General features: G+C 59.6%; 21 protein-coding genes. 5 read left to right on the forward strand and 16 right to left on the reverse strand.

What is annotated here, in order from left to right:
• Nucleotides 1–55 precede the first annotated feature (55 nt).
• Together trpS and GbCGDNIH6_RS12040 are read right to left on the reverse strand one after the other, a co-directional pair.
• Nucleotides 56–1,054 carry a tryptophan--tRNA ligase gene (trpS, locus tag GbCGDNIH6_RS12035; protein WP_072564161.1) on the reverse strand — a complete coding sequence of 333 codons (999 nt, stop codon included), beginning with the start codon at nucleotides 1,052–1,054 and terminating at the stop codon, nucleotides 56–58.
• 52 nt (nucleotides 1,055–1,106) lie between these two features.
• Nucleotides 1,107–1,868: a glycosyltransferase family 2 protein gene (locus GbCGDNIH6_RS12040; protein WP_072564162.1), complete on the reverse strand. Its 762-nt coding sequence runs from the start codon at nucleotides 1,866–1,868 to the stop codon at nucleotides 1,107–1,109.
• Between the two features lie 155 nt (nucleotides 1,869–2,023).
• Between GbCGDNIH6_RS12040 and GbCGDNIH6_RS12045 the strand changes: the two genes are divergently transcribed.
• Nucleotides 2,024–3,373, forward strand: a complete 1,350-nt coding sequence (locus tag GbCGDNIH6_RS12045; protein WP_081370134.1) for an NAD(P)/FAD-dependent oxidoreductase — start codon at nucleotides 2,024–2,026, stop codon at nucleotides 3,371–3,373.
• Between the two features lie 41 nt (nucleotides 3,374–3,414).
• On the opposite strand, the gene GbCGDNIH6_RS12050 is transcribed toward GbCGDNIH6_RS12045, so the two are convergent.
• The 7 genes from GbCGDNIH6_RS12050 to hemC form a co-directional block, all read right to left on the reverse strand.
• On the reverse strand, nucleotides 3,415–3,621 hold the full coding sequence (locus GbCGDNIH6_RS12050; protein WP_025319322.1) for a TOBE domain-containing protein: 207 nt from the start codon (nucleotides 3,619–3,621) through the stop codon (nucleotides 3,415–3,417).
• 59 nt (nucleotides 3,622–3,680) lie between these two features.
• A complete protein-coding gene (gene msrA, locus GbCGDNIH6_RS12055; protein WP_072564163.1) occupies nucleotides 3,681–4,232 on the reverse strand; it encodes a peptide-methionine (S)-S-oxide reductase MsrA in 552 nt (183 codons plus the stop codon).
• 96 nt (nucleotides 4,233–4,328) lie between these two features.
• Complete coding sequence (locus tag GbCGDNIH6_RS12060) at nucleotides 4,329–4,712, reverse strand: hypothetical protein (protein WP_198355771.1); 384 nt, start codon at nucleotides 4,710–4,712, stop codon at nucleotides 4,329–4,331.
• Nucleotides 4,713–5,016: 304 nt separating this feature from the next.
• Nucleotides 5,017–6,321 carry a heme biosynthesis HemY N-terminal domain-containing protein gene (locus GbCGDNIH6_RS12065; RefSeq protein ID WP_072564165.1) on the reverse strand — a complete coding sequence of 435 codons (1,305 nt, stop codon included), beginning with the start codon at nucleotides 6,319–6,321 and terminating at the stop codon, nucleotides 5,017–5,019.
• Nucleotides 6,321–7,454 (reverse strand): COG4223 family protein, encoded by a 1,134-nt coding sequence (locus tag GbCGDNIH6_RS12070; protein ID WP_072564166.1) that lies wholly within the window; start codon nucleotides 7,452–7,454, stop codon nucleotides 6,321–6,323. Before GbCGDNIH6_RS12070 ends, GbCGDNIH6_RS12065 begins: the two co-directional genes overlap by 1 nt.
• On the reverse strand, nucleotides 7,451–8,215 hold the full coding sequence (locus tag GbCGDNIH6_RS12075; RefSeq protein ID WP_072564167.1) for a uroporphyrinogen-III synthase: 765 nt from the start codon (nucleotides 8,213–8,215) through the stop codon (nucleotides 7,451–7,453). The genes GbCGDNIH6_RS12070 and GbCGDNIH6_RS12075 overlap by 4 nt, the downstream gene beginning before the upstream one ends.
• Before the next feature lie 18 nt (nucleotides 8,216–8,233).
• Complete coding sequence (gene hemC, locus GbCGDNIH6_RS12080) at nucleotides 8,234–9,292, reverse strand: hydroxymethylbilane synthase (protein WP_072564168.1); 1,059 nt, start codon at nucleotides 9,290–9,292, stop codon at nucleotides 8,234–8,236.
• 43 nt (nucleotides 9,293–9,335) lie between these two features.
• Here hemC and tsaD point away from each other — a divergent pair, with 43 nt between their 5' ends.
• The 3 genes from tsaD to GbCGDNIH6_RS12095 are packed head-to-tail and all read left to right on the forward strand — an operon-like array spanning nucleotide 9,336 to nucleotide 12,330.
• On the forward strand, nucleotides 9,336–10,481 hold the full coding sequence (tsaD, locus tag GbCGDNIH6_RS12085) for a tRNA (adenosine(37)-N6)-threonylcarbamoyltransferase complex transferase subunit TsaD (RefSeq protein WP_081370135.1): 1,146 nt from the start codon (nucleotides 9,336–9,338) through the stop codon (nucleotides 10,479–10,481).
• Nucleotides 10,478–11,362, forward strand: a complete 885-nt coding sequence (locus tag GbCGDNIH6_RS12090) for a 23S rRNA (adenine(2030)-N(6))-methyltransferase RlmJ (protein WP_072564169.1) — start codon at nucleotides 10,478–10,480, stop codon at nucleotides 11,360–11,362. Before tsaD ends, GbCGDNIH6_RS12090 begins: the two co-directional genes overlap by 4 nt.
• Complete coding sequence (locus GbCGDNIH6_RS12095) at nucleotides 11,359–12,330, forward strand: NAD(P)H-dependent glycerol-3-phosphate dehydrogenase (RefSeq protein ID WP_072564170.1); 972 nt, start codon at nucleotides 11,359–11,361, stop codon at nucleotides 12,328–12,330. The genes GbCGDNIH6_RS12090 and GbCGDNIH6_RS12095 overlap by 4 nt, the downstream gene beginning before the upstream one ends.
• A gap of 28 nt (nucleotides 12,331–12,358) precedes the next feature.
• Here the strand turns inward: GbCGDNIH6_RS12095 and nth are convergent, their stop codons facing one another.
• On the reverse strand, nucleotides 12,359–13,060 hold the full coding sequence (nth, locus tag GbCGDNIH6_RS12100) for an endonuclease III (RefSeq protein ID WP_072564171.1): 702 nt from the start codon (nucleotides 13,058–13,060) through the stop codon (nucleotides 12,359–12,361).
• A 92-nt stretch (nucleotides 13,061–13,152) separates the two neighbouring features.
• Here nth and GbCGDNIH6_RS12105 point away from each other — a divergent pair, with 92 nt between their 5' ends.
• Nucleotides 13,153–13,677, forward strand: coding sequence for a DUF2244 domain-containing protein (locus GbCGDNIH6_RS12105; RefSeq protein WP_072564172.1), 525 nt, complete (start codon nucleotides 13,153–13,155; stop codon nucleotides 13,675–13,677).
• Here GbCGDNIH6_RS12105 and GbCGDNIH6_RS12110 read toward each other — a convergent pair.
• The 6 genes from GbCGDNIH6_RS12110 to GbCGDNIH6_RS12135 all read right to left on the reverse strand — a co-directional run bounded on the left by GbCGDNIH6_RS12110 (nucleotide 13,674) and on the right by GbCGDNIH6_RS12135 (nucleotide 19,967).
• Nucleotides 13,674–15,251, reverse strand: a complete 1,578-nt coding sequence (locus tag GbCGDNIH6_RS12110; protein WP_072564173.1) for an inorganic phosphate transporter — start codon at nucleotides 15,249–15,251, stop codon at nucleotides 13,674–13,676. The genes GbCGDNIH6_RS12105 and GbCGDNIH6_RS12110 overlap by 4 nt on opposite strands.
• 222 nt (nucleotides 15,252–15,473) lie before the next feature.
• Entirely contained in the window at nucleotides 15,474–15,926 is a 453-nt protein-coding gene (gene hemJ / locus GbCGDNIH6_RS12115) for a protoporphyrinogen oxidase HemJ (RefSeq protein ID WP_072564174.1), read from the reverse strand.
• Nucleotides 15,923–16,615, reverse strand: a complete 693-nt coding sequence (locus tag GbCGDNIH6_RS12120; RefSeq protein WP_072564175.1) for an HAD family hydrolase — start codon at nucleotides 16,613–16,615, stop codon at nucleotides 15,923–15,925. Before GbCGDNIH6_RS12120 ends, hemJ begins: the two co-directional genes overlap by 4 nt.
• Nucleotides 16,612–17,745 carry a ferrochelatase gene (hemH, locus tag GbCGDNIH6_RS12125; RefSeq protein WP_081370136.1) on the reverse strand — a complete coding sequence of 378 codons (1,134 nt, stop codon included), beginning with the start codon at nucleotides 17,743–17,745 and terminating at the stop codon, nucleotides 16,612–16,614. The genes GbCGDNIH6_RS12120 and hemH overlap by 4 nt, the downstream gene beginning before the upstream one ends.
• Nucleotides 17,746–17,809: 64 nt before the next feature.
• Nucleotides 17,810–19,009: a DEAD/DEAH box helicase gene (locus GbCGDNIH6_RS12130; RefSeq protein WP_232449846.1), complete on the reverse strand. Its 1,200-nt coding sequence runs from the start codon at nucleotides 19,007–19,009 to the stop codon at nucleotides 17,810–17,812.
• A gap of 244 nt (nucleotides 19,010–19,253) precedes the next feature.
• On the reverse strand, nucleotides 19,254–19,967 hold the full coding sequence (locus GbCGDNIH6_RS12135) for an outer membrane lipoprotein (RefSeq protein WP_072564176.1): 714 nt from the start codon (nucleotides 19,965–19,967) through the stop codon (nucleotides 19,254–19,256).
• Between the last annotated feature and the right edge of the window lie 9 nt (nucleotides 19,968–19,976).

The following is a 19,976-nucleotide window of genomic DNA, read 5'->3' on the forward strand; positions in this document are numbered from 1 at the left end:
GTGCCGTGGCTCCGGCCACAGTGGGGAAGTATGTCAAAGGAAAGAAAAAAGAGAGTCAGACCCGCAGAAAACCAACCAGTTTTTCCGCCTCGGCGACAATGGGTTCAGCGATGGCTTCAGCCCGACGGCCACCGTCATGCAGCAGCCGGTCCAGTTCTGCCTCATCTGCCAGCAACCGCCTCGTTTCCGCGGCAATGGGGGAAAGCTCCTGCACCAGTAGCTCGGTCAGGGCCTCCTTATAGGGGCCGAAGCCTTTTCCGCCATGCACGCTCAGCACGGTTGCGGTGTCACTGTTGGTCAACGCCGCATAAATACCCACCAGATTGCGGGCTTCCGGACGCCCTTCCAGCCCGGCGATATCCTCAGGCAGCGGCTCGGGATCGGTTTTCGCCCGACGGATTTTCATGGCGATGGTATCGGCATCATCCGAAAGATTAATGCGACTCTGATCAGATGGATCGGATTTGGACATTTTCCGTAAACCATCCCGCAGGCTCATCACCCGCGCTGCCGGCCCCTGAATCAACGGTTCAACATGCGGGAAAAATGCCACGCCAAAATCGTGATTGAATTTCTCGGCAATGTCGTTGGTCAGTTCCAGATGCTGGCGCTGGTCATCGCCCACCGGAACCAGTGTGGCATGGTAGGCCAGAATATCCGCCGCCATCAGATTGGGATACACATACAGCCCGGCAGACGCATTCTCACGGTCCTTGCCGGCCTTGTCCTTGAACTGCGTCATGCGGTTCAGCCAGCCCAGCCGGGCCACGCAGTTGAAAATCCAGGCCAGCCTTGCATGGGCGCTGACGGAACTCTGCACGAACAGAATGTTACGGGCCGGGTCCACGCCACAGGCAATCACCGATGCCGCCATTTCCCGCGTAGACTGACGCAGCTTTTCCGGGTCCTGCGCCACGGTGATCGCATGCATGTCGACCACGCAGTAAAGGCATTCATGCGTATCCTGCAGCGTCACCCAGTTGCGCAGAGCGCCCAGATAATTGCCAAGGGTCGGGATGCCGGAAGGCTGGATGCCGGAGAATATGCGCTTCATACCGCGTTCTTTCTCTCAGAGGCGTTATCGCGTCAACGGGCGATATAGGAGCTCAACTGCGTTGGGGCCGGGTGAGGAACAGCCGGGCCAGACCAACAGGGCAAAATCCGGTGCGCCACAGGCGGCCCCATGTCATGGCGCCGATACGTCCGACATCTCTCAGCGGCCTGAAATGGCTGGGCCGATGCAGGGCAGGGCCATGGATACGGGGAATATCGACCGAGACAGTCCGAATCCCCTGCCGGCCAGCCTCAATCAGCAACTCGCTTTCATAGGCAAACCCGCCCGACGTAATCCGGTCCAGCAGGTGTGGCAGCAGCAGGGCCGGATAAACCCGCATCCCGCTCTGTGTATCCTCGATCGGCCAGCCGGATGCCCATGAAACGACAGCATCCGCCACACGGTTGGCAGCACGGCGAATCCATGGTCCAGGCGCATGGTCACGACGGCGGGAGCCGATGACGATCAGGGCCGGATAGCGTTCGGAAACCTGGATCAGACGCGGCAGATCCTCCGGCCTGTGCTGGCCATCCGCATCGAGTGTCACGATCCGGGCAGCCTCCATGGCGCAGGCCGCCGCCAAACCGGCCGCAAGGCTTGCCCCCTTGCCTGCATTGGCGGGGAAGCGCAGCACCTCTGCCCCCGCTGCTTCCGCACGCTGTGCTGTTGTATCGCGGGAGCCATCATCGACCACCAGAACCCGGGCATCCCGCACAGATGCACGGCAGCGCATCACAATGTCGCCAACCGATTTTTCTTCCTGATAGGCGGGAATGACAATAACGATGCGCGATACGCTTTCATCCCCGGGCATCTTCCTGCCCGGACCAGTTGAAAACGGAACAGAGGTTGAATGGGTCACAGAACGTGTTTTTGATTACAAAGGCGCAAGGAAATAAGCATTCCGGTTACAAAAAATCCTGAACGATCTATACATTAGGTCAGTCACGGACAGATGGTAAACTCTTCATGCTGGACAGCGCATCGATCTCCATGAAAATGGGTGGCTCAACCAGTGACGCACGGTTTTGTGATGTGCTGATCGTCGGCGCTGGTCCGGCCGGATGCACCGCAGCCTACCTGCTGGCTGAAAAAGGGCGCGATGTCGTTCTGCTGGAGAAAGAGCGCCATCCGCGCTTTCATATCGGGGAGAGTTTGCTGCCACGCAACCTTCAATTAATAGAGCGGCTGGGCCTGACCGAAGATATCGCCACATTCGGCGTGTTCAAGCCCGGTGCGGAATTCATCTCGGATGGTCATGGCGGCCAGGATACGAAATTCTGTTTCGCGGATGCTCTGGACAAGACTTTTACCCATTCCTGGCAAGTGAAACGCGCCGATTTCGATGCCGCCCTGTTCCGCCGTGCGCGTGACAAGGGGGCGGATGTCATCGATGGCATGCGTGTCACCACCATCCGTTTTCCCGAAGATGTGCCGGAAGGATCGGCCCGCGCCATCGTGGAAGCCGTGGACGAAGCCGGGAATGCGCATCACTTCGCTCCCCGCTATGTGATCGACGCTTCGGGACGAGATACGTTTCTGGGCAGCAAGATAGGTGGCAAAAAGCGGAATCCTCATAACAACACCGCCGCTCTCTACGCCCATTTCCGTCATGTAACGCCACGCCCCTGCGACCGCACCGGTTACATTACCATTTGTCTGGTGGAAGGCGGATGGTTCTGGATGATCCCCCTTCCTGACGACATCACCAGCGTCGGCTTTGTCGGCACGCAGGAGGCTTTCAAACAACGCAAAGGCTCGCTGGAAGATTTCCTCGACGCCCGCATCGCCGCCAGCCCGAGTGTCAGCAGCCGCATGATGCAGGCTGAACGGATCTCCAAAGTCACCGCCACCGGCAATTACTCCTATTCCTGCGAGCGGCTGTCGGGGCCGGGCTGGATGATGATTGGCGATGCCTTCGCCTTTCTGGACCCGGTTTTTTCCTCCGGCGTGCTGCTGGCCATGACCAGTGGCGAAATGGGGGCGGAGGTCGCTGATCTCTGGCTGGACAATCCTGTTGCCGCCCGAAAAAAGCTGAAAAAAGTCGAAGCCAAAATCCGCCACGCAATCGGGACGCTGTCCTGGCTGGTCTATCGCATCAACAAACCGGTGCTGCGTGACATGTTTATGTCCCCCAACAACCGTTTTCGCATGCGGGATGGTCTGGTGTCGCTGCTGGCCGGGAATGTTCATGGGACATTACCGCGCAGTCCGGTCCGGGCGTTTAAGGGGGCGTATTATTTCCTGACCGCTCTGGCAAAAATCGGTATCAGGCTGACACCAGACGGCGATCTGAAGCGCGGCCCCCGTATCGACTAATTGACCAGTCAGATACGGAGAAACCCGATTCAGAGCCTCGATCAAACTCCGACCATCACATCCGACGCCTTGATAACGGCTGTCGCTGTATCGCCAATTTTCAGGCCCAGCTCCTCGGATGCTTCGTTGGTGATCGAGGCCGTCAGGACTACGCCGTCAGCGATTTCAATCTTCACATGCGTGGTCGTGGCGCCCGGCCTGACCTCGACAATGCGGCCCTGAATCTGATTGCGGGCAGATAATCTCATTGTAGCCGTCTCCTGTAACGATTGAGGCATCCCTATGGAGGCTTCCTCATCCGGAGCCGTCAAGCATGGTTCGGAGACATGTTGGCCCTGACGTGATCGGCCGCATGCTTTCGAAAAGCGCGCACTTTGGGTGCAATCACCGCCTGACAATAAGCCGCCTCGGGATGGCGCGCGAAATAATCCACGTGCTCCGGTTCGGCTGGATGGAAAATCCGTAAAGGCTCGATCGTCGTCGATAATGGGGCCGGCCAGATTTGCGCAGCTTCTACCTCTGCCAGCACTGCACGCGCTGCATTCTCCTGCTCTGTCGAGGCAGGCATGATGACGGAGCGATACTGTGTTCCTACATCCGCACCCTGCCGGTTTGGTGTGGTCGGATCGTGAATAGTCAGAAAAATCCTCAATAAATCATCATACGAGAGAACGGTCGGATCAAACGTGACCTCAACCACTTCCGCATGAAATGTAGTACCGGTGCATACCTCCTTGTAAGTAGGATTGGCCGTATGACCCCCCGCATAACCGGGACGGAGTGAGGCAACCCCGTTCAGTTCCCTCAGCACCGCTTCCACACACCAGAAGCAGCCGCCACCTATGACTGCCGTTTCCATCCACACTCTCCTGCCGATTTGTCTAGCTGCAATGTCGGAACGGAAAGGCCCGGATAAAAGAGGCTGAAGAGTCAGATGGGGATGCCATCATGACATTCAGGCAGCCAGCGTTCGGGATGTGGCCCCGAATGTATGGGCGGGATGGGTTTCACCCAGCCGGTCGCCCTGACCGAACAGCTTGTTACGCAGACTGCCTTCAGCATAGGCGGTCTTATAGACACCGCGCCGCTGGAGTTCAGGGATCACCAGATCGACAAAATCCTCGAATGTTTCGGGTGTGACGGCGTAGGCGAGGTTGAAGCCGTCAATGCCGGTCTCGTCGATCAAGGCCTGCAATTCGTCCGCTACACGCTCAGGCGAGCCGATGGTGATCTGGCCTGTCCCACCAATCGCCGCGAATTCGGCAAATTTCCCTGATCGTCCAGATTTTGCCAGGATCGGCGACCGTGAATGCATCCACATCCGAATGGATCGCGTCATTCCGGATCTGTTTCAGCTCGTCATCCAGCCCGTATTGGGAAAAATCGATCCCGGTCCAGCCCCCCACAATTCATGTCGAACGCGTTCAGACGGATTTGCTTCGCCATTGTTCGGCCCTGCTTAAATAACAATTTCTTAATGTTATATCAATAAATGATGTAAAATTATTAAGATTAATAAACTAAACGATTTTAAATTGTATTAATTTTTCTGCCGGGCAGGGACGGGCCGGCTGCCTGGAGTCCATAACAAAACTGCCGTTCCATAATCTGGAACGGCAGCCTGACTGGAAGAAGAATCGATGTCAGCGGAGGGCCAGAAGCGGCTCTGTCACTGCCGAGGATGGAAGAGGTGGTAAGGCCACTCCTGCTTCCCCCGGCGTGGTCCAGCGTATCTGACCGGGCGTATGACAGGACGGACAGGCAGTCACCCAATGCGGCGTGGCATGACCGCAATGCAGGCAGCGCCACTCCGGATCAGGACTGGCCTCCGAGGCGCGACGCAGCGCGGCCTGCATGGCAGCACCGGAACCATGTTCCTTTTCCTCGATATCAGCCAGCAGCAGCCAAACCCGTTTTTGGTCGATCAGGCGACTGGCCTGTTCGGCATGGCTGCGGGCTTCGCCGGTCAGCCCGGCGGCCAGATTTTCCCGTGCCAGCAACAGATGCGACTCGGGATGACCGGGATTGCCAGCCACCAGACGCTTGACCGTGCGCACCCGTGTCAGCGGATCCGTCACACCGGACAGGGCCACCATCGCCAGATCGGGTTGCGGATGGGCGGCCCATGCCTTGACCAGCACGGCATCGGAACGTCTCTGCCGACCGGCTGCCCGCAGCGCAGTCGCATAGGCAATGGCCGCTTGGGTCAGGCTGGGGTCCAGACGAAACGCCTGCCGGGCCGTGCGCAGCTTTTCGGCCTGATCCAGCTCCGCCTGCGCCGCTGCCGTGGCAAAAGCCGCCCGTTGCTGATCGTTTTCCGCCAAAGACAGCGCATCCATCCAGCGACCGCCACGGATCGCCAGATTGACACGCTCCGTCCGCAGCCAGGCTGCACCGGGATGGGCCAGTTCCGCCTTGCGCGCCAGTTCCGCAGCACTGGTCCAGTCCTCGCGCGTGATCGCCTCCCGCAGCAGGCCGCGATAGCCGAGGAAAGAGGCATCTTCAGTCCGGGTCAAAGCATGGAAAGCCTGCGTGGCCTCACTCTCCCGGCCGGAGAGACGCGCCGCCTCGGCCACCAGCAGCAGGGTCTGGGCAGTATCGCCGAGACAGGCACGAGCCTTGCCTGCCTCGCGCCATGCTCCGCCCGCATCCCCCGCAGCCAGCGAGACCAACGCACGGGAAACCGCATAATCCCCGGCCTGCCGCGTCCGCGCCTGCCGCCAGCGGCGGATCGTGCGGGGGAGGCCAAGAATGGCGCCGACAGCCCGCAGCAACAGATGCACGGCCAGAACCAGAATGACGACCGCAACGATGGCCGCTGGCACCGACATGTCGATGGTCAGATCATCCCCGACCGTCACGCCGACATGGCCAGGCAATCCGGCGACATACCACGCGACGGCAACAACCACCGCTGCGGGGAGAACAATTTTGATGATCCGGCGCATCAGGCGTGTGCCGCCATATCGGACAGCGCAGCCTGCGCATCCAGCAGAGCCTGTGCCTGTGCTTTCCAGCCACTGACAGCCTGCGCCGCCGGCCCCGTCAGCGCATCCAGTGTCCTGACGGCCCCGGCCAGATCACCCGCATCCAATGCTTTTCTGGCCCGGGCAATGACACCAGCCGCAGGATCACCCACCAGAACCTGATCCCCCCGCCGGATGGTTACCAGAGTTTCGGCTTTTTGTTTTACGGTTTCCCAAAAAGAAGCATGGCTCACATCCGGGCGGGATGCTTCCACAGCATGCTGTGCCACAGTCTCGAAAGACAAGGTCAGCGCCGCCAAGGTCGGAGGAGCCTCCTGTGCAAAGCGGGTCAAGGCAGGCGGTGCATTTGGAATATCACCCAGCTTCTCACCCCGGCCAAGAGCGGAGGAGGCAGCCTGAAGACGGGCCAGCCTGCCCGCCCGATCGGCCAGCGCTGTTACTTTTCCGGCCTCCCCGGCGATTGCGTTCAGGCGCTCACGCGCCTGTTGCAGCGCCTGCACCGCCCCTTGCTGCTCCGCGTCCAGTTTTGCGAGACGAGATTCCAGTATGTGTAGCGCGGCCTGCATCCGATCACGTTCAGAATCGGAAAGATCCCTGAATCGCTTTTGCTCTGCCGTGATGTCATCCACGCGCTTCGTCAACGCCTCAACCGCGGTAATGGTCGCTTCATCACGGGCGGCAGGGCGATGTTCAAGCGTGTCGAGACGAGCTGTATGAGCACGTACAAAGCCCGCAAGTGATTGCATCTGCCGGTGAAGCGTCGTGTCAAGATCCTCGATCTGTTCCTCCATCTTCTTGATGGCAGGCCGTTCGGTGTCATGGCGGCTGGTGACGTTTTCTTCAAGCGCCTCCAACCGTGCCAGCAGCACGGGATCGGTCGGCTGTGACTGCACGCCCAGATATAACGACACCCCACCAAGAACGAGTGCACCCCCCGCCAGCACCAGCGCGGCACGGGAAAGGCTGTTTTGCCCGGCATTCTTCTGCCCCACCTGTGTGGAAGCCAAAGAGGGAGAAGAAGGCTGTTCCATCGTCCGGGTCACCTCGTCCACAGGACCGTCGATCTGCGGCCCGGTCTTGTCTGGTTCACTCATCGCAGAAGGGCCAGAAGATCGTCCTGAGTAGGCTGTGCTGCGACACGTATATCCCTCCAGGTTAAAACAGTGATGGCCTCGGCAACCGCGGAGGAGATGACACAGGCCACCAGCCTCGACGTCCCATCAGCCAATCCGGCCCTGTCCAGAAGACGCACGAAACTCCGTGCTGTTTCCGGTGAAAAGAACAGGACCGCCTTCAATCCGGCCACTCCCGCAGAGGGGGCAGCCCCTTCCATCAGAATGCGCAGTGCATGCTCCGCCTGTTCAGGGAGAGCCTGCACCGGGCGGGCGCAGTATACGAAACGATGCAGCACGGTGAACCCGGTCTGGCTCAATCCCTGATACAAAAACGCGCCCTGTCCCTCTCCCGAGGCAAGCAGCAGCGGCTTTCCAGCCGGGTCAAGCCGGGCACGAACGAGCATCAGCAAACGGTCCGCATCTTTTCCGGCACTGGTCACATCCTGATGCCCCGCCGCTCGCGCCGCCCTTGCTGTCGCATCCCCTACTGCGAACAGGGGCAAAGTACGCAATGGATCAAGCGCGGGAATCGCATTGGCGCTGGTCACCAGCACGGCCTGCAAATCAGGGAGTGCCTCCTCAATCAGCGCATCGGCACGGATTTCGACCTCCAGCGCAGGGGCCAGCACAGGCGTAAAACCGAGTGCAGCCAGCCGTCGCGCCGTCGCCGAAGCACCCGGCTCGGGCCGGGTAACGAGGATGGCAGGCCGTTCAATGCGGGACGAGATCGAAAGGCTCATACCCCGCTCTGCCCCATGTTAATCGAGGAAAATATCGGGTGGGCTGTCGGCACGCAGGCTGCGGCCGAGTTCAGCACCCAGCGCCTCCGCTTCCGAAACCGCACCCTGCAACGTCCGGCGCAGCAGAAAGCTGCCATCCTCAGCGGCGACCAGACCGGTCAGATGCAGCACTCCCCCCGACAATATCCGCGCATGTCCGCCGATCGGCGTACGGCAGGAGCCATCCAGCAGATTGAGCAATGCTCGTTCCGCGGTGGAGACTGCTTTAGCCTCCCGATCCTCGATCCCGGCCAGCAGGTCGCGCAGAGCGTAATCGTCTTCCCGCACCGTGACCCCGACAATGCCCTGACAGGCGGCAGGCACCATGATTTCGGTATCCAGCACCACGCTTGCCGCCTGCTCCATATCCAGCCGACGCAGACCGGCCAGAGCGAGAAGGCTGGCATCGCATTCCCCCCGCGCCAGCTTGGCAAGGCGAGTCTGGACATTGCCACGGATCGTCGCAAAACGAAGATCAGGGCGGGCATGGGCCAGTTGGGCCTGTCTCCGCACCGATGAGGTGCCGACCAGCGCGCCCTGTTGCAACACGCTGAACGGATCTCCCGGCGGGGGCGGGGTGAAGCCGGGGGGAAGGATAATCGCATCCCGTGCGTCTTCGCGCTTGAGCGTACAGGCCAGCACGATGCCGGGTGGAAGCTGGGTTTCCAGATCCTTCAGGCTGTGAACCGCGAAGTCGATCCGCCGGTCAGACAGTGCTTCGTGGATTTCTTTGGCGAACAGACCTTTGCCGCCAATCTCGGCCAGACGCCGGTCCTGCACACGGTCGCCAGTCGTGTTGATCTGGTGTTCCTCGAACACCTCCATATCCCGCAAGATCGGGCAGAAGCTGCGTAGCCGGGCGAGAAATGCCCGGGTTTGCACCAGAGCAAGAGGAGAAGCGCGTGTGCCGACCCGTAAAGGCAGACCATGCATCCCCACATGGGAGGATGGCGGCGTAGAAGAGGGCGTTGCCGGGCCAGAGGGGTGGCCAGAGGGGTGGCCAGAGGGGTAGCCAGAGGGGGGGTGGGCGGGTTGCATGCATGTGTCCTAAAACCCGCACAGAGGAAAGGAAAGAGTACAGATGACCCCCAATCTGCCGGAAATGCATGAAGCAGTGGATTCTCCGGCTTCTGAAAACCTTTTTCCGGGTCCGGTCCTGGGTATCGAGACCTCCTGCGATGAAACCGCCGCCGCCGTCCTGGACGGATCGGGCCGTATTCTGGCCGAAATCGTGTTGAGCCAGTACGACGATCATGCCCGCTTCGGCGGGGTGGTGCCGGAAATCGCCGCCCGGGCCCATCTGGCCTATCTGCCCGGCATGGTGACAGAGGTAATGGACAAAGCCGGACTCCGTTTTCAGGATCTGGCCGCGATTGCTGCAACCTCCGGTCCGGGGCTGATCGGTGGGTTGCTGGTGGGGGCGGGGTTGGGCAAAGGTCTGGCCCTGGCGGCAAAACGACCCTTTATCGCCATCAATCATCTGGAAGCCCATGCTCTGGCCGCGCTGCTGCCGGCATTGGGCGGGGTCGCGGAAACAACCTCCGGTGAGCATTTCCCTTTCCTGCTGATGCTGCTGTCCGGCGGTCATTGCCAGTGCATTCTGGTCGAGGGAGTCGGACGTTACCGGCGGCTCGGCGGCACGATCGATGATGCGGTGGGGGAAGCCTTCGACAAGGTCGGCAAGCTGCTGGGGCTGGGCTGGCCCGGCGGTCCGGCGCTGGAGCGGCTGGCCTTGCAGGGCAATCCACGCGCCCTTGCCTTTCCCCGCCCCATGAAGGGCAGGGTGGGGTGCGATTTCAGTTTTTCGGGACTGAAGACGGCGGTGGCCCAGTATGTCGCCCGATTTCCAGATGGGCCGCTGCCTTTATCCGATGCTGCCGATATAGCCGCCAGTTTTCAGGCGGCCGTTGCCGATGTCATGGCCGACCGCGCCACCGCCGCCCTTGCTATGGCGGATGAGATCGCGCCCGCGAAAATGCTCGTCGTCTCCGGCGGTGTCGCGGCCAATGCAGCGATCCGGGCAGCGCTTTCCACCGCCGCCGAGCGGCGTGGCATTACCATGCTCGCCCCGCCACCCCGGCTGTGCACCGATAATGCCGTCATGGTGGCCTGGGCCGGGCTGCACCGTCTGAAATATGGCGCGGTCTCCGGTCTGGATCATGCCCCCCTGCCACGCTGGCCGCTGGATGCGCCGGATATGGCGCTGCCGGAATCGACCGCTCCATGAATTATCGCCATGCTTTCCACGCCGGAAACTTCGCCGATTGCCATAAGCACGCCTTGATGGTCGCATTGCTGACTGTTCTGCGACAAAAAGAGGCTCCGTTCTTCGTGCTCGATACCCATGCGGGCACCGGCGAGACCCTGCTGACGGACGGACCAGCCGCCCGTACCGGAGAATGGCAGAAGGGAATAGGTCTGTTGCTGGATGATCCGGCTCCGGCACTGGCGTCTTATCTGGCGCTGGTCAAATCATTGGGTATGGAGCGGAGCCTCTATCCCGGTTCTCCCCTGATTGCCCGTGCCATGCTGCGTCCTCAGGATCGTATGGCCGTGTGTGAACTCCATCCCGAAGATGGCGCCAGCCTCGCCGAGCGGTTCAGGGGAGATCCCTATTGCGCCATCCATCGCCGCGACGGGTGGAAAGCGCTGGAAACCATGCTCCCTCCGAAAACCGCTTCCTCCGGCGGTGTCCTGCCCAGACGCGGCCTGACCCTGATCGACCCGCCTTTCGAGCAGCCGGATGAACACCGCCGCCTGGCCGATGCCATGCTGACGGCCCAACAGCGCTTTCCCACCGGCATGGTCGCCGGGTGGTATCCGATCAAGGGCGGTGCTCCGGCCCGGCTGCTGCGGCATCAGTTGCAGGATGCCGGGCTGAAACGGGCCTTGATCGCCGAATTATTCCTTCGGCCGCCTACTGATACGACACGTCTTAACGGAAGTGGCATGGCCATCCTCAACCCGCCCTGGCAATTTGGCGATAACGCCCGCGCGATCATGCAGGCCCTGAAAACCGGATTAAAAGCGTGTGAGATCCGCGTGGATGAACTCGGAACTGATTGTGCGGCCTCTGCCCCCGGAGCCATGGAACATAAAACGCAATGACAGATACCGGTTTGAACGATGTTCTGGTTGTCGGTGCCGGTGCGTGGGGCACCGCCTTGGCCATTCAGGCAGCGAGGACAGGGCGGCGCGTGCGGCTATGGGCACGCAGCGAGGAGACAGCCATCCGTTTGCAGGATAGCCGACACAATCCCCGCCTGCCCGGTATCATGATCCCCGACGCGGTGACAGTCACTCACAAGCTGGATCAAGCCGCCTGCGCCCTGCTTGCTGTGCCGATGCAGCATATGAGGGCGGTCGCACAAAACCTGCCGCCCATGCGACTGATCACCTGCTGCAAAGGGGTGGAGAGTAAGACCGGACTGTTTCCACTGGAAATTCTGGCAACCCTGTTTCCCGATCTACCTCATGCCGTGCTCAGTGGCCCGAATTTCGCCCACGAAGTCGCTGCCGGACTGCCGGCGGCTTCCGTCATCGCCAGCACGGATGCCGGATTGAGAAGCGATATTATCCATGCTCTCGGCAGTGCAGGATTCCGGTTGTATGGCAATGCCGATCCTGTCGGTGCGCAGGTAGGCGGCGCGGCCAAAAACGTCATCGCCATCGCCGCAGGGGTCACGATCGGTGCGGGCTTAGGGGAAAATGCCCGCGCTGCGCTGGTGACCCGCGGCATTGCAGAATTGTCGCGTCTGGCTGTCACACTGGGGGGGCAGGCTACCACAGTGGCCGGTTTATCGGGGCTGGGCGATCTGCTGCTGACCTGTACCGGAAAAGCCAGCCGCAATTTCCGTCTCGGCTTCGCCCTCGGGCAGGGAATGGCGCTGGATCAGGCGCTGTCCGCCAGTGAAGGCGTGGTGGAAGGCGTCATGACTGCCCCCGCCCTGCTGCACCGGGCCGGGCCGAATGCCGATTTGCCAATCATTTCCGCTGTTGCCGCGATGGTCTCCGGCCAAGCCGATTTTCAGGAAGCCATGAGCGCATTGCTGTCCCGTCCGGTCAGGGACGAATAAGGCCCTGTGCTTCATTTAACAGGGTGCTTCATTTAACAGGCGGCACCAGCACCTTGGCCGGGTAACGGCACCACTCTGCCCCCACACATCGCCAGCATTCCGGACGGCGCGCCTTGCAGACATAGCGCCCATGCAGGATCAGCCAGTGATGCGCCATACCCAGCCTGTCCGCCGGGATACGCGCCACCAGCCCATCTTCGACCATGCGCGTGGTCTTGCCGGGCGCAATGCCGGTACGGTTACCCAGCCGGAACACATGCGTATCCACCGCCATGGTCGGCTGATCGAACGCCACGCTCAGCACAACATTCGCTGTCTTGCGGCCAACACCCGGCAGGGATTCCAGAGCTTCCCGATCAGCAGGAACCTCCCCGCCGAAACGATCCAACAATTGCTGCGACAAAGCTGCGACATTCCGCGCCTTCGCCTGCCATAGCCCGATGGAACGGATATGACGGGCAATCCCTTGCTCCCCCAGCGCCGCCATCGAAGCGGGATCGGGAGCCTGTTCGAACAGGCTCCGTGTGGCCTTGTTCACCGCGGCATCCGTAGTCTGGGCCGACAACACAACCGCAACAAGCAATGTGAAATTGGACGTGTAGATCAGCTCACTTTTCGGATCTGGATTGGCTTTGGCAAGCGCATCCAGAAAACCGATTACCTGCGCCCTGGTCATACGCGGACTGGCAGAAACAGGATCGGCAGCAGAAAGAGAAGAAGAGGAGGACATGGAACAGGAGACACCACGCCTGACCCGATCATGGCAAGAGGCAGGCAAATGTAGTGGCGTTTCAGGACGAAAGAAGGAATGATACGCGCCTTATGTGGCGATTGACGGAAAAAAACTCTGACGGGTTTCCGGTCACGGAAGCCATCATTATCCCGCATCGCAGCCTGTCCCGCCGCGGGCTGGCGCTGGTGTGCGGGGGGCTGTGCCTGTTATCCGGGCTGGGTGTCCTCTTTTCCCTGATGGTTCATGCCTGGCCCGTAGCCGGATTTGCCGGACTGGAAGCCCCTCTGGCCATCGCTGCTTTGCTATGGAATGCCAGAGCTGTCCGCCAAACCGAGATCGTCACCCTGAGCGGAACTGGTCCCGGCATTGCCCATATCGATGCAAGGGGACGCAGCCGCCATATGAAAATAAGGCCGGGATGGCTGCGTTTGCGGCTGGAGGAATGTCCGGGGCGCGTGCCGCAACTGATCCTGTCCTCCCGTGATGGTGAATTCGAACTGGCACGTTCACTGGGGGAGGATGAAAAACGCGCCCTGGCGGAAACTCTCCAGGACGCGTTGTACAGGGTTCAGAATCCGGTTTTCGATAATCCCCAGCTTGTTGCTGCGGATTAACCGGTAAACATACTGCGGAAAGCCCAGAACAGGCCGCCCGCCAGAAGGATCGAGGCAGGCAGGGTCAGCACCCAGGCCATGAGCAGACTGCGCACTGTTTTCGCCTGTAGGCCAGATCCGTTTGCTGCCATCGTACCCGCCACACCGGATGTCAGCACATGGGTAGTGCTGACCGGCAGGTGATACATATCGGCTGCCTGAATCAGGCCCATTGCCACGCTTTCAGCAACCGCACCCTGCGCATAAGTCAGATGCTCCTTGCCGATGCGCTCCCCGACCGTCACCACGATGCGGCGCCAGCCGACCATAGTGCCAAGCCCCAGCGCAAGAGCCACACAGACCTTGACCCACAGGGGAATGAACTGGGTGGCGTTGTTCGCCTGAGCCGTGAAAGTCTCGAAAACCGATTTTTGCTGGGGCGTCAGAGTGGCGGTTTTTTCCACGAACGGCAGCGCATGGCTGATCAGGTAGAAATCATTGCGGATATTGCCTGCCTGATCATGCGGCACATCGCGCAATGCAACCCGGCTTTCCAGCTTTGCATTCACATCTTTGATCAAGGTGGCCAGCGCGGATGCCGTATCAGACAGGGCCTTCTTTTTCTGTATCGCAGCCGTCACCCTGTTGCGGGCCGCATCCAGTGACACGGCAGGAGCATGTCTGGCAGCAGACAGATCATCAAGTATCTGGACCGTCTGCAGGGACGAATGATGCAGCGCGATCAGTTTCTGACCATCAACGGTATGGTTCAGGGCATAAGCCGTGGGAACCGTGCCGATCAGGATCAGCATGATCAGGCCCATGCCTTTCTGACCATCATTGGAACCATGGCTGAAGCTGACGCCCGTGCAGGTCAGAACCAGCAGAGCACGGATCGGCCAGGGTGGCGGCTGTTTTCCTTCCGGTGCCTTGTACAAGGTCGGAATTTTCACCAGCCTGCGCAGCAGCAGCATCCCCAGACCAGCCAGCAAAAATCCGGCAACAGGGCTGAACAGCAGGGAACGCAGGACATTCAGGGCCTGTGCCCAGTCCACGCCACTGGTGCCATTCGGACCGGCCATCAGCTGATTCATCAGACCGACCCCGATAATGGAGCCAATCAGAGTATGAGAGGAAGAATTGGGAATACCGACATACCAGGTGGCCAGATTCCACAAAATCGCTGCCACCAGTAGCGCAAATACCATCGCAAATCCGGCATCGCTGCCAACCTGAAGGATCAGTTCCACCGGCAGCAGAGAGACGACTGTGAAGGCGACACCACCCGAGGAAGCCAGAACGCCCAAAAAATTCCATACGCCCGACCAGACCACAGCGAAATGGGCGGGCAGGGAATTGGTATAGATCACTGTCGCCACAGCATTGGCGGTATCGTGAAAACCGTTGACGAATTCAAAGCCAAGCGCAATCGCCAGAGCAATCCCAAGCAGAACAAAGGGCAGAGCAGTGGGATAACTGACACCCTCAAGATCATTCGACAGATGAAAAGCGGCATATACGACACCAATAACCAGCAGCAGGCTGACGATAATCCCGGTCAGCTGCCCGGCTTTGCTTGTTGTCGGCATAACCATGTCTGTACCATTCTGGGTTGGGTTCCACCCGGACATCATGCTTTCGCTTTCACATTGATATGCTGCAACGGAAAAGCATATCCATCGAAGATATTGTAAGATTGTTTAGTGAAACATTGCGATGGACCAGAAAGCACCGGAGATTTTTGACTCTGGAAAAGATCAGGCTTTTTTCAGGTCCGTTATTCTGTCTTTTGAAGACAAAAATGACCTTCCACCCGATCAGAAAGGTCTTACGATCACCATCGTTACGATGATCAGCATCAGAAGAGTCGGAACTTCATTGGCAATTCTATAAAATTTGTGCGTCCGCGTGTTGCGGTCTTCCAGAAAATCACGCCGCCATTTCGACATCGCGCCATGAAAACCACTCATCAGCAGCACACAAAGCAGTTTGACATGCCACCAGCCGCGGCTCCAGTCGATAACACCGGGCGTCAGCACAAGAAGAATTCCAAATAGCCATGTCGCCATCATCGCCGGATTGATGATCTGCTTCAGCAAACGACGCTCCATGATCTTGAAACGTTCGCTCTCCTCGCTCCCGCGCCTTAATCCGCAATGGTAGACATACAGTCTGGGCAGATAAAACAAACCAGCCATCCAGGCGATCATGCTGGCGATATGGGCTGTTTTGATCCACAGATAAAACGGGGTCAGAAATGAAGCGGTCATGCTGTCACCGTGCTGCCCACTTGCATCCGTTGCCGGAATAACATTGGCAGTTCGGACAAGGCCCTGAACACTGTAGCCCCTTCCGCTTTCAGGGCTTCACCATCGCCATACGGTGCGAAACCCAGAATCTCCATACCGGCAGCACGCGCACCGCGTGAGCCGGGGATGCTGTCTTCCACCACAACACATGCCTCAGCTGGAATGCCCGCATCGGCCGCCGCAGCCAGAAATACGTCCGGGGCAGGTTTCGGTTTGAGGGAACCGCCCGGCCCGCCGCTGAATGTCCGGCCTTCTGTCAGATAGCTAAGACCGGTCCGTGCAAACTTGACGGCCATTTCCGCCTGAGAACTGTTAGAGGCAACCCGCCATTCCAGACCCAGCGCCGCCATCCCTTCCAGAACCTCTTTTGCCCCCGGCACAGTGACAGATTCCATTTCCAGTGCTTTCAGCAACGCACTGGCCAATGCTGGACGCCAGCCGGGCGACACCGGACGGCCCAGCATTTTTTCGATCAGGGGCACCATATCAATCAACGACATGCCCAGAAAAATACGGTGTGCCTCATCAGGTGTCATCGGCAACCCTTCTTCGGTCAGGCTGGCTGCCACGACACGGGAAGCAATGGTTTCGCTGTCGATCAGCACGCCATCACAATCGAAGATCACCATGCGCAGGGGTACCGTTCTCATGCAGCATCTTCCTGTTCACCATGGGGGCAATCACGATGAATACGCGGGCAGACACGGCTCCCTGCAAAACTGCACAAACCAGGTCCATGCTCTCTCACGCGCCTTACCAGCCCGGCCAGAGAGCCGATAAATCCCGGATCGGAATTCTGGGTAGGCACCCGGAAATAGCCCTTGATGTTTTTTCCGTGTGCCAACTCTGCATACTCGACATCGAGTTCAACCAGCGTTTCCGAATGTTCGCTGACGAAGGCAATGGGCACCACCAGCACCGCAACCCCATCCTCTACCGCCCGATCAATCGCTTCTTCCGTCGAGGGACCCAGCCAGACCTGCGGCGTGGCGCGGGACTGATAGCAGATCTGATGATCAAGACCGGGCATGTTCATAGCTCGCAGAACGGCTGCCGTGCTCCGCTCCACCTGAAACTGATAAGGATCGCCTTTTTTGACGATGACCTCCGGCAGACCATGTGCCGAGAATAACAGCCGTAAAGGGACGTCATCCGGCAGGGTATGGCGGGCTTCATCATACGCTTTGCGCACCAGGGCCGCTGTTGCCGAAGCAAAATCACGATCACTGTGATAGCAGCACAGGGAAAAGGTCTGCTTTGCCAACCCTGAAGCTGCGGCGGCTTCCCGCCAGTCTGTCAGCGAACTGCCCGTCGTCGTTGTGGAATATTGCGGATAGAGCGGCAGCAGGATGATTTCGTCCGGGTCCCAGTCTTTCACTTCCCGCACTGTTTCATGAGCAAACGGGTGCCAGTATCGCATGGCAATGAAACAGCGGGCCTCGAATTCCGGCAAAGCCTGTTCCAGCGTGTGTGCCTGTTCCTGTGTCAGCTCCAGCAGCGGAGATTTGCCGCCTAGCAGCGCATAATTCTCGCTGGCCGGTTTGACACGCGCTTTCGCGATAATCCTCGCCAGAATGGGACGGACGAAAAACGGGACCCTCAGAATGGCGGGATCTTTGAATAAATTCAGCAGAAAAGGCCGGATGGCAGCCGGGCTGTCTGGGCCGCCAAGGTTGAACAGCACCACCGCAAGCTTACGCCGCTTGCCCGCGCCAGCGAGCGGAAAAGAGTCATCATACGGGGAGGAGGGGGTACAGGAAACATTGCTGATCATTGGCATGGCTTCGCAAGTGTTGTCCCGTACCCGACCGGTAAGTCAATCAGCCAGTTGATCGGTGTGAAAATCAGGCCGCATTGCGCCAGCGCGGACGATGACGGCGCGCCTGTGGCTGCTTGCGCGGTTCTTCAGCCGGAAGATCGCTTTCGACACCACCGGCAACCGACATTTTCACGCGGGTAAGCTTCTCGATGGCTTTCAGGAACGGACGCTCGCTGCCGTCACAGAAGGAAATCGCAATGCCTGTCTGTCCAGCCCGCGCTGTGCGGCCGATACGATGGACATAGCTTTCCGGCTCGTTCGGCAGTTCGAAATTGACGACATGCGACACACCGGCAACGTCGATCCCACGGGCGGCGATATCGGTGGCCACCAGAACCCGTGCCTCTCCGCTACGGAAACGCTCCAGAGCGCGCTGACGAGCATTCTGGCTTTTGTTGCCATGAATGGCATCGGCCGCAATACCGGATTCTTCCAGATGTTCCGCGACGCGATTGGCACCATGCTTGGTGCGGGTAAACACGATGACCTTTTCCAACGCACGATCCGCCAGCAGACGGGTCAACAGCACGCGCTTGCCGGTGCTTTCTATAAAATGAACATGCTGGGCAATCCGGTCGGGAGTCGGCTCCTCCACCGCGATCCGCACGCGCGCCGGATTACGCAGCAGCCCTTCTGCCAGACGTCCGATTTCACCGGGCATGGTGGCAGAGAACAGCAGGGATTGCCGTTTTTCCGGCAGAGAGGCCAGAACCTTGCGGATATCGCGCATGAAGCCGAGATCAAGCATCCGGTCCGCTTCATCCAGCACGAAATGCGACACCTGATCCAGCAGTAGTTCATTGGTGCTCATCAGATCGCAGATACGGCCCGGCGTGCCGATCACGATATCGGCACCGCGCTGCATGCGCTGCACCTGCGGCTTGCGACCAACGCCACCCAGAATCAGAACACGGCGAATCGGCAGCTCACCACCCAGCATGCGCAGATTATCGTCAATCTGCACGGCCAGTTCGCGGGTCGGGGCCAGAATCAGAGCACGGGTTGAAAAGGCCCGCGGACGCTCTCGCTTCTGCATCAGGTGCTGCAACAAAGGCAGGGAAAAAGCCGCCGTCTTGCCAGTTCCAGTCTGGGCGATCCCCAGCAGGTCACGCCCTTCCAGCAAAGGAGGAATGGCACCGGCCTGAATCGGAGTCGGCTTGTGGAAACTGGCCCCCTGAAGCGCCTGAAGAATAGGCTCGGCCAGTCCAAAACTATCAAATGTCACGTCTGTCACAGTCGTCTCCAGCCGGCATATGCATGCCGGATCGGTCACGATCCACGCGCGATGCTGGAACGGGACAGGTCATCTATGGATCGTTCAGGAAACGCCAACCCTTTCAGGACCTTGCCTGCAGGCAGGTCGGCTCGACAGGTCTGACTTATCGCGCGCAGCGAACGATGCGCGCTTCATGCGCCGGAGCAGGGCTTGAAAGCAAGTCTCTTGAGAAAGTGGCTGTTGCCCGGTTTCGTCAGGGCTTGGCGTCCGGCAGCACCAGTCTGGCGGCCATAGTGGCCAATTTTACCAAGGGCGAATCGCCGGGCAGGGCAGCAGGTAAGGCGCTGAGCGGAGACGGAAGCGGGGTGGAGGTCACATCTGGCCGGGTTTCCGCGGGTTGAGTCGAATCAGTCGCGGGTTTTTCTGCGGATGGGGTCGCGACAGCAGGTTTACTATCTGTTTTGCTGTTCAGCAGGGGAACCGTGTAATCAGGTACGATCCGCGCCTGATTGCCGCCGATCACCAGCACCTTCCCCCCGATTGCCAGAGGTTTTTCATCCTTCTGGGTAACGGAGACCATATCACCGCTGGTTTTCCGGACGATGTATTCCCATGCCTTGGTATCACCCACCACATGGGTTGCAGTGGTTCCGACAATCCCGCCGACCAGCGCGCCACCCAGCGCCCCGAAAGCAGATCCCACCCCACCCGGCGTTTGTGCCCCTGCGATACCGCCAGCCGCAGCCCCGGTCGCGGTACCCATCGATGAATCAATGCTGACCCCAATCGGCCTGACACCAACAATGACCCCTTGTTCGACCTTGTTGGCCTGCTGCATCGCACGGTCGGCATAGGTATCGGGGGAATAGCTGGGTCCACATCCCGACAAAAACGGAACGGCAACCGCACAGAACGCGGCGGACAGTACCGAAAGGCAGTGACGAGCTGAAACAGACTGACGAAACACGGCAAACCC

This window comes from Granulibacter bethesdensis, assembly GCF_001889525.1.
Lineage (GTDB): Bacteria > Pseudomonadota > Alphaproteobacteria > Acetobacterales > Acetobacteraceae > Granulibacter > Granulibacter bethesdensis_C.